11 protein-coding genes are annotated in these 14,527 nt (G+C 73.6%); 6 read left to right on the top strand and 5 right to left on the bottom strand.

The features are described from left to right. Nucleotides 1–49 precede the first annotated feature (49 nt). Nucleotides 50–2,467 carry a malto-oligosyltrehalose synthase gene (treY, locus tag STTU_RS05775; protein ID WP_007820715.1) on the bottom strand — a complete coding sequence of 806 codons (2,418 nt, stop codon included), beginning with the start codon at nucleotides 2,465–2,467 and terminating at the stop codon, nucleotides 50–52. A gap of 278 nt (nucleotides 2,468–2,745) precedes the next feature. Continuing rightward, nucleotides 2,746–4,863, bottom strand: coding sequence for a glycogen debranching protein GlgX (gene glgX, locus STTU_RS05770; RefSeq protein ID WP_007820711.1), 2,118 nt, complete (start codon nucleotides 4,861–4,863; stop codon nucleotides 2,746–2,748). A 488-nt stretch (nucleotides 4,864–5,351) separates the two neighbouring features. Between glgX and STTU_RS05765 the strand changes: the two genes are divergently transcribed. Both STTU_RS05765 and STTU_RS05760 read left to right on the top strand, forming a co-directional pair. After that, nucleotides 5,352–6,593, top strand: coding sequence for an SAV2148 family HEPN domain-containing protein (locus tag STTU_RS05765; RefSeq protein WP_043257133.1), 1,242 nt, complete (start codon nucleotides 5,352–5,354; stop codon nucleotides 6,591–6,593). A 121-nt stretch (nucleotides 6,594–6,714) separates the two neighbouring features. Further along, a complete protein-coding gene (locus STTU_RS05760; RefSeq protein WP_007820707.1) occupies nucleotides 6,715–7,434 on the top strand; it encodes a 3'-5' exonuclease in 720 nt (239 codons plus the stop codon). 280 nt (nucleotides 7,435–7,714) lie between these two features. On the opposite strand, the gene STTU_RS05755 is transcribed toward STTU_RS05760, so the two are convergent. Together STTU_RS05755 and STTU_RS05750 are read right to left on the bottom strand one after the other, a co-directional pair. Next, nucleotides 7,715–8,566 (bottom strand): phosphotransferase enzyme family protein, encoded by an 852-nt coding sequence (locus STTU_RS05755; protein ID WP_007820705.1) that lies wholly within the window; start codon nucleotides 8,564–8,566, stop codon nucleotides 7,715–7,717. Nucleotides 8,567–8,673: 107 nt separating this feature from the next. Beyond that, complete coding sequence (locus STTU_RS05750) at nucleotides 8,674–9,795, bottom strand: membrane protein (protein WP_043254269.1); 1,122 nt, start codon at nucleotides 9,793–9,795, stop codon at nucleotides 8,674–8,676. 113 nt (nucleotides 9,796–9,908) lie between these two features. Here STTU_RS05750 and STTU_RS05745 point away from each other — a divergent pair, with 113 nt between their 5' ends. The 4 genes from STTU_RS05745 (at nucleotide 9,909) to STTU_RS05730 (ending at nucleotide 13,291) form a co-directional block, all read left to right on the top strand. Then, nucleotides 9,909–10,412 (top strand): MarR family winged helix-turn-helix transcriptional regulator, encoded by a 504-nt coding sequence (locus STTU_RS05745; RefSeq protein ID WP_043254267.1) that lies wholly within the window; start codon nucleotides 9,909–9,911, stop codon nucleotides 10,410–10,412. Between the two features lie 189 nt (nucleotides 10,413–10,601). After that, entirely contained in the window at nucleotides 10,602–12,035 is a 1,434-nt protein-coding gene (locus STTU_RS05740) for a CDP-alcohol phosphatidyltransferase family protein (protein ID WP_007820700.1), read from the top strand. A gap of 162 nt (nucleotides 12,036–12,197) precedes the next feature. Next, on the top strand, nucleotides 12,198–12,770 hold the full coding sequence (locus tag STTU_RS05735; protein ID WP_007820699.1) for a DUF1697 domain-containing protein: 573 nt from the start codon (nucleotides 12,198–12,200) through the stop codon (nucleotides 12,768–12,770). Continuing rightward, entirely contained in the window at nucleotides 12,767–13,291 is a 525-nt protein-coding gene (locus STTU_RS05730; protein ID WP_043254265.1) for a DUF4440 domain-containing protein, read from the top strand. The genes STTU_RS05735 and STTU_RS05730 overlap by 4 nt, the downstream gene beginning before the upstream one ends. Nucleotides 13,292–13,344: 53 nt before the next feature. On the opposite strand, the gene STTU_RS05725 is transcribed toward STTU_RS05730, so the two are convergent. Continuing rightward, nucleotides 13,345–14,337, bottom strand: coding sequence for an acetylxylan esterase (locus STTU_RS05725; RefSeq protein ID WP_007820696.1), 993 nt, complete (start codon nucleotides 14,335–14,337; stop codon nucleotides 13,345–13,347). Between the last annotated feature and the right edge of the window lie 190 nt (nucleotides 14,338–14,527).

The raw sequence follows: 14,527 nt of genomic DNA, 5'->3' as shown, positions 1-14,527 counted from the left end.
ACGGCCCGGGGCGTCAACGACAGGGGACGGGACTGGCGGGAAATGAGGGTCAGTCGGTACGGACGAGCAGGACGGCCGGGCGGGCGGCGAACAGCTCCGCGCAGGGGACTCCGCCCTCGTAGGAGCGGTCCCCGGCCGCCTCCCGCCAGCGGCCCGGGGGCAGTGTCAGCACCGTCCCGTTCCAGCCACCCTGTTCCGCGAGCCGCGCCGCGAGCCGTGTGACGGCGGTGAGGACGCGGTCCGAGCGGACGAAGGCGAGGCAGTGGGGCGCCGCGGGGCCGCTCGCGGGCAGCGGCGCGTACGACGCGTCCTCGCCGAAGCAGTCCGGCAGCTCGCGGCGCAGACGCAGCGCCGCCGCGCTCAGGGCGAGCTTCTCCTCGGGCAGATCGCGCGGCGTGCGGCCCCCGTCGAGCGCCCGCAGCGTCTCCCGCACCTCCGGAGGCGTCCGCCTGTTGTCGGGGTCCACGAGCGTCCGTGACTCCGTCTCGGTGCCCTGGTAGACGTCCGGGACGCCCGGCATCGTCAGGTGCAGGAGCGCCGCGCCGAGGACGTTCGCGCGGATGTGCGGGGCGAGTTCGGCGCGCAGCTCGGCGAGCCGCCCGCCGAGCGGCCCGCACGGCCCGGCCGCGACGAAGCGCCGCACCTCCTCCTCGTACGCGCCGTTCTGCTCCGTCCACGACGTGTGCAGGCCCGCCTCCCGTACGTGCTTGAGCAGCGCCCCGCCGAGCCGCTCCGCGTCGGCGATCCCGAAGCCGAAGGCGAGCTGCCAGGCCGCCCAGCCGAGGTGCGGATCGGGCGCGGGGCAGACGGCGGCGGCCTCCGCGAGGAACGCCGCCCAGCGCTCGGGCACCTCGCTGAGCACCGCGAGCGCCGCGCGCACGTCGGCGCTGCGCTTCGTGTCGTGCGTCGAGAGCACCGTGCCGGTCAGCGGCCAGTCGCGCTGCACGCGCCCGCAGTACGCGTGGAAGACGTCCGGCGAGAGCGCGGGCGCGCCCGGGTCGCCGCCCACCTCGTTCACCGAGAGCAGCGGCACGTACCGGTAGAAGGCCAGGTCCTCGACGGACTTCGCGCGCAGCGCCGACGCGGTCTGCGCGAACCGCGTCCGGAACGCCTCGTACGCGGGCCCGTCGCCGCGCCCGCCGAGCGCCAGCTCCCGCACCAGTGCGACCGACTCCGCCTCCTCGGGCACCGCGAAGACCGCCGAGCCCTCCTCGGCCGCCCGCACCGACAGCACGTCCTCGGGCGCGGCGCCCGCGTCGCGCGCCGGGTAGGGGCGGTAGACGGGGACGCGCACGAGGAGTTCGCGCAGCGCGGTCCGCAGCGCCCACGGCGCGTGGTCGCGCAGCGCGACGTCCGCGCGCGCGATCCGCGCCGCGTACCGCACGAGCGTCTCGACCTCGGCGGCGAGGTCGTGCGTCACGACGCGGTACGCGGCGGCGCGGGCCGTCGCGGGCCAGGCGCCCCCGCGCGCCTCGGCGGGGGCGGCGAGTGCCCGGTAGCGCGTGAGGAGTTCGCCGTGCCCCGCGGGGTCCGTGAACACGCCGTCGATGTGGCGCAGCGCGTCGTACCCCGTGGTGCCCGAGACCGGCCAGCCCTCGGGCAGCGCCTCGCCGTCCGCGAGGATCTTCTCGACGACGGTCCAGTGCCCGCCGGGCACGGCCTCCGCCGCGCGCTCCCCGAGGTGCCGCAGATAGCCGCCGGGATCGGCGAGCCCGTCCGGGTGGTCGATCCGCAGGCCCTGCACGGCTCCGGCCGCCATGAGGTCGAGGACGAGCCCGTGCGTCGCCGCGAAGACCTCCGGGTCCTCCTGCCGCACCCCGATCAGCTCGGAAATGGTGAAGAACCGGCGGTAGTTCAGCTCGGTGCGGGCCAGGCGCCACCACGCGAGGCGGTACCACTGCGCGTCGAGGAGTTCGTCGAGCGGCAGGTGCTCGGTGCCCGCCCGCAGCGGGAAGGCGTGCTCGTGGTAGCGCAGCTCGCCGTCCGCCACGGTCAGTTGGTCCTGCACGTCCGCGAGCCGGCCGCCGAGCACGGGGAGCAGGATTCGCCCGCCGCCGCCCTCCCAGTCGAGGTCGAACCAGCGCGCGTACGGCGACTCGGGCCCGTCGCGCAGGACGTGCCACAGCGCGCGTGTGTGCCGGGGCGAGGCGGCCATGTGGTTGGGGACGAGGTCGAGCACGAGGCCGAGCCCGTGCTCGCGGGCCGTCCCGGCGAGCGCGAGCAGCCCCGCCCGGCCGCCCAGCTCCTCGCGCACCCGCGTCGGATCGGTCACGTCGTAGCCGTGCGCCGAGCCGGGCACCGCCTCCAGGACGGGCGAGAGATGCAGGTGCGAGACGCCGAGCGAGGCGAGGTAGGGGACCAGTTCCGCCGCGTCCGCGAAACCGCGGCCGGGCGTGAGCTGGAGCCGGTAGGTCGCGGTCGGCGGGGCGAAGACCGCTTCGGGGGCGCGGGACGAGTCGGTGGTCATGGGGGGTTGTGTACCCGCGTGGCGGGCGAGTGTGTCATGGGGACGCGCGGACGGATGAATCGGACGCGTGAACGGGCCGGGCGGAAGCCGGGCGACGGCATGGACGGGACGGGCCGGACCCGGGCGCGGGCATGGACGGGACGGGCCGGAGCCGCGCGTGGGCATGGACGGGTCGGAGCCGGGTGACGGGACGGCGGGGGTACGGGGGCGGGCCGGCGGTACGGGACCGGTCACCCCGTACCCGCACCGCCGCCCCGCCCCGTACCCCCGCCCGTGCCTCACGCGGGCCGCTGGAGCACCACCAGGCTCCTGTCCCGCAGTTCGAGCCGCTGGCCCGCGCCCGCCTTGACGCCCGTGCCCGGCGGGAGGCCGTCCGCGCGCGAGGTGTCGACGACGACCTGCCACTCCTTGCCGTGGTTGACGGGGATGACGAATTCGAGGTCCTGCGGCGAGGCGTTGAACATCAGGAGGAAGGAGTCGTCCTGGATGCGTTCGCCGCGCGGTCCCGGCTCCGAGATCGCGTTGCCGTTGAGGAAGACGGTCATCGCGCTCGCCGTCGCCCCGTCCCAGTCGCCGCGTGTCATCTCCCCGCCCTCCGGCGTGAACCACGCGATGTCGGACAGCTCGTCGTGCGTGCCCTCGACGGGGCGGCCGTGGAAGAAGCGGCGGCGCCGGAAGACCGGGTGGTCGCGGCGCAGCCACACCATCGCGCGCGTGAACGCGGCGAGCGCCGTCTCCTCGCCCTCGCCCTCCGGCCACTTCACCCACGCCAGCTCGTTGTCCTGGCAGTACGCGTTGTTGTTGCCGCCCTGCGTGCGCCCGAACTCGTCGCCGTGACTCAGCATCGGCACACCCTGCGAGAGCATGAGCGTCGCGAGGAAGTTCCGCATCTGCCGCGCCCGCAGCTCGGTGACCTCCGGGTCGTCGCTCTCGCCCTCGGCGCCGCAGTTCCACGAGCGGTTGTGGCTCTCGCCGTCCCTGTTGTCCTCGCCGTTCGCCGCGTTGTGCTTCTCGTTGTACGAGACGAGGTCGCGCAGCGTGAAGCCGTCGTGGCACGTCACGAAGTTGATCGAGGCGAGCGGGCGCCGCCCGTCGTCCTGGTAGAGGTCCGAGGAGCCGGTCAGCCGCCCGGCGAACTCGGCGAGCGAGCCCTGCTCCCCGCGCCACAGATCGCGCACCGTGTCGCGGTACTTGCCGTTCCACTCCGTCCACATCGGCGGGAAGTTCCCCACCTGGTACCCGCCCTCGCCGACGTCCCACGGCTCCGCGATGAGCTTGACCTGGCTCACGACCGGGTCCTGCTGCACGAGGTCGAAGAAGGACGAGAGCCGGTCCACCTCGTGGAACTGCCGCGCGAGGGTCGCCGCGAGGTCGAAGCGGAAACCGTCCACGTGCATGTCCGTGACCCAGTACCGCAGCGAGTCCATGATCATCTGGAGGACGTGCGGGGACCGCATGAGCAGCGAGTTGCCCGTGCCCGTCGTGTCCATGTAGTACGTGGGGTCCTCGGTGAGCCGGTAGTACGAGGCGTTGTCGAGGCCCCGGAAGGAGAGCGTCGGGCCCAGGTGGTTGCCCTCGGCGGTGTGGTTGTAGACGACGTCGAGGATCACCTCGATGCCCGCCTCGTGCAGCGCCCGCACCGCCGACTTGAACTCCAGGACCTGCTGGCCCCGGTCGCCCCAGGAGGCGTACGTGTTGTGCGGGGCGAAGAAACCGATCGTGTTGTAGCCCCAGTAGTTCGCGAGCCCCGCGTCCGCGAGCCGGTGGTCGTTGACGAACTGGTGCACCGGCATGAGTTCGAGCGCCGTCACGCCCAGCTCGGTCAGGTGCCCGATGATCGCGGGGTGCGCGAGCGCCGCGTACGTGCCGCGCAGCTCGTCGGGCAGGTCGGGGTGGCGCATCGTCAGCCCCTTGACGTGCGCCTCGTACAGGACCGTGCGGTGGTAGTCCGTGCGCGGCGGGCGGTCGTCGCCCCAGTCGAAGTACGGGTTCACGACGACGGAGGCCATCGTGTACGGGGCCGAGTCCAGGTCGTTGCGCTTGTCGGGCGCGCCGAAGTGGTACCCGTACACCGCCTCGCCCCAGTCGATCGCCCCGCTGATCGCCTTCGCGTACGGGTCGAGAAGGAGCTTCGCCGCGTTGCACCGCTGCCCGCGCGCGGGCTCGTACGGCCCGTGCACGCGGAAGCCGTAGCGCTGACCCGGCATCACCCCGGGCAGATACGCGTGCCTCACGAAGGCGTCGGACTCGCGCAGTTCCACCGCGCTCTCCGAACCGTCGTCGTGGAGCAGGCACAGCTCGATACGGTCGGCGGCCTCCGAGAAGACCGCGAAGTTCGTCCCGGCGCCGTCGTACGTGGCACCGAGCGGATACGCCTCACCTGGCCAGAGCTGCATGAACTCGACTCTTCCGTTTCCGGCCCGGGGGAAGGGCCACCATGGGCCCGAGTCTCCCGGAAGAGGGGCCGCTCCCGTAGGACTTCTGTCCCGCCGGGGCCGCGACCACACCGACGTACGAACGAGGACGGGGCGCGGAAAGGGGCGCCGCAGTGATCCGACCACGGGAAAGGCGTCAAGCCCCCGGTCAAAAATTCAGCCTGATGAGCGATTATGGCGAGATCGCTACGGCCCCGGATCGGCCCGCCTCCGCCTGTACACCGCCGGTCAGGTGATCCCCGCAAGCCCTCCCCGCCCCGCTCACCCCGCCTCCGCCCGCCGTCCACGCCACCCCCGCACCCCCGCCCGGACCCGTTTCGGGGGCCGCGCGAGGGGAAAGGGAGCCAACGCCTCCGGCTGCACCCGGGCCCCCGTCCGGAGTAGTCTTCCTTGATCGTTGAACAGGGGCGGCAAGCGTCGCGGAAGTGGGACGAAGGGGCGGTGTGCGGGTGTCGGGAGGGCTGGAGCTGCCACCTGGCGAAGGCGGCGGCGCGGAGGGCTCCACGGCGGACCGCCCGCCCCCGCCCGTCCCGCTCACGGGCACCGTGGACGTCGCCCCGCAGATAGGCCCCGAGCTGGACTGGGGCCCCAAGGAGTGGGAAGAGGTCCGCACCCGCGCCCAGCGCGCCGGCCGCGTCTACGTGTGGCTCAATCTCGTCGAACAACGGCTGCGCGCCGTCGTCGCCGCGGTGCTGCGCCCCGTCTACGTACCGGTGCACGGCGAGGACTGGGTCACCGCCGCCGCCGGACCCGCCGGACAGGAGTGGGTGCAGCGCGCCATCGCGGTGCGCGAGGTCAGCCGCCGCAAGGGCTACCTCCTCGACCCCGCCGACGACAACGTGCTCAGCTTTCTGACGCTGCCCCAGCTCCGGGAACTGATGGTCAGCCACTGGCCCTGCTTCGAGCCGTACTTCGACGACCGCAGGGACGTCGAGCTGGCACTCGACGAGCTGGAGGTCGCGCGCAACGTCGTCTCGCGCAACCGTGCCCTCAACCCGAGCGTCCTCGCCCAGGCCGAACGCGCCTCCGCCCGGCTCCTCGACATGCTCTCGGCCGGGACCGGTATCCCCGCCACCCGCCGCCTCCCCGTCGACGCCGTCGAGGACCTGGTCGGCGACCGGTACGCGGACGTCGTCGCTGTCCACGCCGACCGCGTCCGCCTCCTGCGGCAGTTCCCCGCCGAGGACCTCTTCGCCGGGGCCCGCAGGCTCGACGCGATGGGCATCGGCCTCAACCTCCTCGTGCAGAACTTCTCCGGACGCCGCCTCGTCCGCCTCGCCGAGGAGGGCTGCCGCACCCGCCTCCTCTTCCTCAACCCCGCGAGCAGCGCAGTCAAGCGCCGCGAACGCGAACTCGGCCTCAAGCGCGGCGAGATGAGCCGCGGTGTCGAGATGAACATCCTCCACATGCGGCGCGTCCGGGCCCGGCTGCGCGACCCCGGCGCCTTCGAGATACAGGTCATCGACGAGACACCCCGCTCCAACGCCTACCTCGTCGACGGCGACACGGCGGACGGAGTCGCCGTCGTCCAGCCCTACCTGCGCCGGGCACGGGGCATGGAGTCCCCGGTCCTCGTGGTGCGCGGCGGGGGACGCCTCGTGCGCGGGGCCGCCGGCGGCGAGGGCGGCCTCTTCGACACGTACCGCGAGGAGTTCGAATCGGCCTGGGCGGACGCCCGGCCGGTCTCCTGAGGGCCCCTTACGGAGGGGCCCCGGGGGGTACGGGGGCACTGTCACAGGCGCGTGCGAGGGTGGGGACCACGCGGCGCCCGGACGGGGGGACACGTCGCCGAACACGCCGAGGGAGACACATATGACCTGGTACGAGGGGCCGCTGACCGGCTTCGACCTGGAGACCACGGGCACCGACGTCGAGCAGGACCGCATCGTCACCGCCGCGGTGATACGCCTCGACTCCTCGGGCGCCGTCGCCCACACCCGTACATGGCTGCTCGACCCGGGCGTCGAGATCCCCGCCGAGGCCACCGCGATCCACGGCATCCCCACCGCGCGCGCCCGCGCCGACGGCGCCCCCGCCCGGGGCGCGGTCGCCGAGATCACCGAGGCGCTCGCCGCCGAACTGCGCGTGGGCACCCCGCTCGTGGTGATGAACGCGCGCTACGACCTCTCCCTCCTCGACCGCGAGTGCCGCCGCCACGGTGTGCCCGCGCTCGCCGAGCTGCTCGGCGCCGAACCGGCCCCGGTGATCGACCCGCTCGTCCTCGACAAGCACGCCGACCGCTACCGCAGGGGCAGCCGCGTCCTGGCCGCCCTGTGCGCCCACTACGACGTCCGCCTCGACACCGCCCACGACGCCCGCTCCGACGCCCTCGCGGCGACCCTCCTCGCCCGCAGCCTCGGCGCCCACCACCCCAGCCTCGGCACCCTGCCCCCCACGGACCTGCACCGCCTCCAGATCGACGCGGCGGCCCGCCAGTCAGCGAGCCTCCAGGAGTACCTGCGCCGCACGAAGCCGGACGCGGTGGTGGAGGGGGCGTGGCCGGTGATACCGCGCCAGCGGACGGCGGCTTGAGGGGGGACCAGGGAGAGGGCGGGCGGGCGGTACGGGTGTAAGCGGTTGTTCGGGGGAACGGTGGGGTGCGGGCCGGGCAGCGGGATGTGGCCCGGAGCGGGGAGTGCGGGATGGGTGGGCGCGCGGGTGCCCGCGGTGGCGTGGGACGTGCGGCGAGGGGTGGGGGTGCGGCACGGGATTGCGGTGGCGGTGAGGCGGATGGCGGGCTGCCGGACGCGGCCGGGTACCTCGTACCGCCTGTGGCAGCCCTTCGCGCCCGGGCGGCGGTCCCGCCCCGGTCTCAGAAGGGGTACCAGCGCACCGTTGTGTCGCCGTCCCGCAGCGAGTTCACGCGGCGGCGGAACTCGGTCAGGGCCGCCGGGTTCGACGGGGCGTGCTGCGCCACCCACGCGCAGCTCGCCGTCTCGCGCGCCCCGCGCAGGGTGAGCCGCCCCTCCCACTCGCGCACGTCCCAGCCGTAGGCCCGTACGAACTCCTCGTACGCCTCGGTGGGGAGGCCGTAGCGGTCGCGCGAGAGGTCCATCACGACGAGGTCGTGCTCGCGCAGGTCGAAGGAGAAGGTCTCCAGGTCCGAGAGGACGGGCCCGTCGGGCCCGGCGAGCACGTTGCGCGGGAGCGCGTCGCCGTGGACCGGGCCGGGGGTCAGGTGCGGGGTGAGGGCGGCGGCGGCCGGGGCGAAGCCGTCGCGGCGCGCGCGCAGGAAGTCCGCGTCGGCCGGGTCGATCGCGTCCCCGGCGAGCCGCAGCCAGCGCTCGACGCCGCCGAGCAGCTCGCGCCGGGGCAGGGCGAAGGACGGGGCGGGCAGCGCGTGGACCCGGCGCAGGAGCGTCGCGAGGTCGGCGGGGGTGGCGGGCCTGCTCGCCTCCGGCAGCCGCTCCCACAGCGTGACGGGATGCCCTTCGACGAGCAGCGGCTCGGAGCGCGCGGCGCGGACGGCGGGGACGTCGCTCTCCTTGAGCCAGTCCGCGATGCGGAGCGCGAGCTGTGCCCGGTCGAGCAGCTCGGGTGCCCGCCCGACCTTGATCACGAGGTCCCCGGAGGCGAAGACCGCGTTCTCGCCGAGCACCATCAGCTCCGCGCCCGCGTCGAGCCCCGCCGAGCCCAGCACCTCGCGCGCCCGCGACTCGTCCATCGTCCGCCTCCCGTGCCGGGCCCCGCGGGGGCCGGTGTGCCGTGGTCACGGCGTCCGGGGTGTCCGGGACGCCGTGACCAGTTTCCCACTGGGTCACCCGCCCCCGGTCAGACCCCCACCGACTCGTCCATCTCCTCCTCCCGCTCCTCGTGCTCCTCCGGCGTCTCGTCCCGCCCGGACGGCGCCGCGTGGTGGTGCGGCGGCTCGGGAGCCGGGGCGGGAGCGGTGCGGTGGCGTCGCTCGTACAGACCGGCCGCCGTCGTCGCGAGCAGGCCGACGACGAGCCAGGCCGCCAGCGTGAGGACGTGCCGCCCGAGGCCGACGTGGTCGAAGTAGACGAGGCTGCGCAGACCCTCGACGAGGCCCGCGCCGTTCCAGAAGGAGTGCAGCGCGCCGAAGAAGCCGTTGAGGAGTTCGGGGCGGTACAGGCCGCCGGACGTCGTGAAGTTGAGCATCACGAAGAGGACCATCATCGTGAGCGTCGTCCACCGCTTCAGGAAGGTGTGCAGGCCCACGCCGAGGAAGAGGATGCCCGCCGAGTAGAGCCAGGCCATGGCCCACACCCCCCACAGCCCGTGCGAGACGACGTGGAAGACGGGTCCCGCGAGCGCCGCGCCGATGAGGCTCACGACGAAGGACGTCACGACGACGAAGGCGGCCCTGGTCCGCATCCGCAGCACGGCCCCCGCCCCGCCGAGCACCGCGACGGACGCGTACGAGCCGATGCTCACGGCGACGAGGAAGAAGAAGACACCCTGCCCCGTGGGGTCGCCGTGGGCGGGCGGGGCGAGGTCGGTGACCTTGAGCGGCTTGCCCTGCGCGGTGGCGAGCGGCGTGAAGACCTTCTCCGCCACTGTGGCGCTCGTGTCGGCGTTCGTGCTCGCGACGAGCAGCTCGGGCGCCGTGCCGGAGGGGACGAAGGCGCCGGAGAGCTGCCGCTCCATGAGCAGGTGGTGCGCCGCGTCGCGGTCGGGGACCGTGCGTACGTCGAGCGACTCGCCCGCCGCCGCTGCCTTGTCGTGGATCGTCTGGGCGAGCGCGGCGGTGCTCGGGCCCGCGCCGACGACGGCGACCGGCATGTGGTGCGGCGAGGGATTGACGAAGGCGCCGAGGTAGGCGAGGCCCATGCCGACGCACATGAGCATCGGGGTCAGCAGGTGGACCAGGACATGACGGGCCGCTGCCAGATCGCGGGCCCTGCTGGGCGCCGGGGCTTCGGCTGAACTCATCGGGAGTACTCCTGTGGAACCGCGCCGTGCCGGGGACGGGCGACGGCGGCCGGGGTGGTTGGCAAATGCAACCATGTGCTTACGTTGTACTGTACAACCAATCGGAGGAGGCGGTGTACGTGGCGCAGGACGAGGCGGGGTACGCGGCAGTCGGCAGGGATGCCGCCCTGGAGATCATTCAGCGTGAAATGACTGCCTTCGCGCGCAGGGCCAGGGGGGTCGCCGCGCACATGCATCCGGAATTGTCGCTCGTTTCCTTCACGCTGCTGAGCCACGTCGAATTTCAGCCGGGTTGCCGGGCGACCGATCTGGCCGCGCATTATCTGCTCGACAAGTCGACTATCAGTCGCCAGGTATCCGTTCTCGAACGGGCCGGTCTCGTCGCGCGCAGCGCCGATCCCGTCGACGCGCGGGTGCACGTGCTGCACCTGACCGACCATGGCGTGGAGGTGCTCGCACAGGTGAACGAGGCGCGGCGGCGGGCCTTTCGGCAGCGTCTCGCCGACTGGGGCGAGGCCGACCTCGACCGCTTCGCGGGCTACCTGCTGCGGTACAACGCGCCGGGCGGCGAGACCGGTGACGAGTCCGGGCGGGAAAGCGTTCCGTCCGTCGAATAACAACGCGGCGCCCAATGGATAACGCCGGAATAACACGCGCGAAAAATGGAGAAATTGTGTGCGCGGGGCGGCGTAATCGGGCGGGGAGACCTGCGGAGTGACCCGAGGGTTGCACTTGAAGACCCTTGTTTCTTCGGTGAACGCGTCCCTACCGTGGGGTGAACTCTCCGCAACGGCAGGAAAACGAGAATGGCTCACGAGCACGAAACGCTCGCCCCCACGGACCCCGCATCTCCGGGCGGCGACGCCGCACCCCACCCCGCCCCGGTCGTGCCGGGACGGCCCGCCGCCCCGGCGCAGGGCCGTCCCGCCCCGTACGACCGCCGCAGCACCCCGCCGGTGCGCGAAGTGCGCAAGCTCGTACAGAAGAAGCGCGACGCGTGGTGGACCGTCCTGCTGGTCGACCCGCTCGCGACCCCCCTCGTCCGGCTCACCGCCCGCTACACGCGGATCACCCCGAACCAGATCACGTGGGCCGCGCTCGTCCTCGGCCTCGGTTCCGCGGCGCTCTTCGCGCTCGGCGACTGGCAGTGGATCGTCCTCGGCGCGGTCGTCTACCACTTCAGCTTCGTCCTGGACTGCATGGACGGGAAGGTCGCCCGCCTCACCGGGCGCGGTTCCGTCTTCGGCGCGTGGCTCGACTACATCTTCGACCGCATCCGCGTCGCCGCCTGTGCCGTCGCGCTCATGTGGGGCCAGTACCACCGCACCGACAACACCCTCTACATCTGGCTCGCGGTGCTCGTCGTCTTCTGCGACGCGCTGCGGTACATCAACGCCCTGGAGACCTTCAAGACCCGCCTCACCATGCGGCGTCAGATCAAGGCCAGGATGCGTGCCGCGCGCAAGGCGCAGAACAGCGAGCAGGTCGCCTTCATGGAGGACCTGCTGCGCGCCAACCCCGAGGCCGACATCGAACAGGACCTCAACCGCGCGGCCGATACGACCGCGCCCACCGATCCCGACGAGGACGGCGCCGACGAGGCCCCGGCCGCCACGCGGTCCCCGTACGCGTACGCCGCCGGGGAGCGCCCCGGCGCGGCCGGGGCCGGGCGCGACGCCCTCGACCTGCCCGGCTCCGAGGACCTCGACGAGCAGGACCCGACCGTCAAGGACCCCTCGGGCGCCGACCTGCCCGGGGCGAGCGGGCTGAGCGACGAGGACACCCCGCCGGTCAGGGCGAAGCAGGTCATCGACCTCCAGCAGGAGTTCCGCCGGAAGTTCCCCCTCTACCTGCGCTTCCGCTCCGCCCTGCTGCGGCACCGCATCCGCCCGCACCTCGTGAGCGGCATCGAGTTCCAGATGGGCGTCTTCATCGTCGGCCCGCTCTTCAACGTGGTCCTCGGCGCGACGCTCGTCTCGGCCGCGCTCATGCTCGTCTTCGAGCTGGCCATCGTCTACAAACTCCTCCTCTCCACGCGCGACTTCGGCCGCACGCTGGAGTCCATACCGCTGCCGCCCCCGGCCCTCGCCGAGGAGGAGCTCGCGCGCGTCGCCGACGCGACCGGCGCCGCCTACCCGGGCGAGCAGGCACGGGAGGAGCAGACGATCGCCTTCGGTACGCAGGTTCCGGCCCAGCGCGGCGAGCGGGAGGCCCCGCGCTCCCCGGACTCGCCCTCCTGACACCCGCTCCCGCGCGGGGCGGAGGAGACCGCCCCGCCGCCGTCGCGGTCCCTCCCCCCCCGGCTGCCCCACGGCGCCGGGGGGAGCGGCTTTTCCGGAGGCCGCCGCGTCTTCCCGGCCGCCTTCCGGCCGTTGTCGGTGGCGGCGGCTACGGTGCGGGGCATGACGAGTGCTTCGGTCGCCCTGCTGCGGGGCGTGAACGTGGGGACGGCGCACAAGGTGCCGATGGCGCGGCTGCGCGAACTGGCCGCCGGGCTCGGGCACCGGGCCGTGCGCACCCATCTCAACAGCGGGAACCTCGTCTTCGTCCCGGGCGAACCACGCCCGCCCGAGGAGCACGCCGCCGCGCTCGCCGCCGCTCTCGAGGGGGAGTTCGGCTTCGCCGTCCCCGTTCTCGTGCTCGACGCGGAACGGCTGCGGGCGGCGCTCGCCGCGAACCCGTACCCCGAAGGCACCTTCCAGGGCTCACGGCTCCAGTTCGTCTTCCTCTCGGGACCCGCCGACCCCGCCCGCTTCACCGACCTCGACCCCGCCGCGCACGCTCCCGACGACTACCGCATCGGCGACCGCGTCCTCTACCTGCACACCCCGGACGGCCTCAGCCGCTCCGCCCTCGCCACCGAACTCCTGCGCCCCGCCCGCCTCCCGGGCCTCTTCACGACGACCCGCACCTGGAACACGGTGGGGAAACTCCTCGCCCTCGCGGAGCAGGCGGAGGAGGATACGGGGCCATGACGGCCGACACGCCCCGGGAGATCGGCTCCCACGACGACGCACCCGGCTCCCTCGACTCGGGCTCCCGTCACGAGCCCCGCCCCCATCACGAGCCCCGCTCGCACGACGACCCGTACCGGCCCCGCGACCCCGATCTCGCCGAAGTCGTCGCCCGCGAGCTGCGGATGCTCCGGCCGGAGGTGCGCCGTGATCCCGCCGCTCTCCTGCGCGACCTCCACCCGGAGTTCCACGAGGTCGGCGCCTCGGGGCGGCTGTGGGACCGTGCCTCGGTCGCCGCCGTGCTCTCGCCCGCGACCGCCGCCCCGGACAGCCCCGGGGACAGGCCGAGCCGGGTCACGGCCATGACCGCGACCCGGCTCGCCCCCGATCTCGTACACCTGCGCTGGGACACCGACGACGGCGAGCGCACCGTGCACCGCGCCTCGCTGTGGCGCCGCGAGCCGGGCCCGGGGGAGTGGCTGCTGTGGTTCCACCAGGGGACGCCGTACACCGTGGAGGCGCCGGACGACGGCGCTCCCTGAGAGGACCGCGGGCGCTCACGTCCGTACGCCGGCAGGACGCGCCCCCGCCCCCGTCAGGCTGCTCGGCCCCCGGGCCCGAACCCTTCCAGCCCCCGCAGCCACGCCAGGCGGGCCGCCTCCTGGTGGGTGCCGCCGCCCTCGTGGCCGTTGAACTCGTAGACCTTGATGTCCTTCTCCGCGACCGGGTACGCGTTGAACGCCGCGTACACCGTCGACGGCGGGCAGACCTCGTCCTCCAGGGCCGTCGAGAAGAGCGCGGGCGCCGTGCCGCGCGCGGCGAAGTGCACGCCGTCGAAGTAGGCGAGCGTGGAGCGCACGGCGGCGATGCGGTCCCGGAAGACGTTGAGGTACGCGCCGATCTCGCGGTACGGGTGCTTGTTGGTCAGCGTCGTGGCGCGCGGGAAGTCGCACAGGAACGGCACGTTGGGCGCGATGCCCGCGAGGTCGGGCACGAGGCCGCCGACCGCGAGCGTGATCCCGCCGCCCTGGCTGGTCCCCGTCGCGACGGTGCGGCTCGCGTCGGTGAGCGGGTGCGAGCGCGCCGCCTCCACGGCCCGCACCGCGTCGGTGAAGACGCGCCGGTAGTAGTACGCGTCCGGGTCGTCGATCCCGCGCGTCATGTAACCGGGCACGGCGGGGCCGCTGCCACCCGGGTCCGGGGTGTCGCCACCGCCCCAGCCCGCGCCCTGGCCGCGCGTGTCCATCACGAAGTGCGCGTAGCCCGCGCTCGCGGTGAGCAGGTGCGTGTGCGGCAGGCCGCGCCCGCCCCCGTACCCGAGGAACTCGACGACGAGCGGCAGCGGTTCGCTCGTCCCTGCGGGCAGGACGAGCCAGCCGCGTATCCGGTCGCCGCCGAAACCGGAGAAGCTCGCGTCGTACACCTCGACCGTCGTCAGCGGGACGTCGACACGCGCGAAACGGGCGTCGAGCGGGTGCGCGCGGGTCTCGGCGAGCGTCCGGGACCAGAAGGCGTCGAAGTCCTCCGGCTCCACGGACGCGCTGCGGTAACCGGGCAGCTTGTCGAGGGACAGGTCGAACAGGGCCATGGGGGCCTCTCCTCCAGCACACGGTGCGTGAACGCACGAAGACGATGCGTCGCTCCCCGGCAGCACGGGGCGACGTGCGACACCCCACGCTATGCCGCCGGGGCCCACCGGGGGAACGGTGTCCGGGGAAAGCGCTTCCTGCGGCGTGAGGTGCGAAGGACCCGCGTCCGCCGCGCGAGGGGGGCCCGCG

Origin of the sequence: Streptomyces sp. Tu6071 (assembly GCF_000213055.1) — a bacterium.
Lineage (GTDB): Bacteria > Actinomycetota > Actinomycetes > Streptomycetales > Streptomycetaceae > Streptomyces > Streptomyces evansiae.
This window is presented reverse-complemented; position numbering and strand designations above follow the sequence as displayed.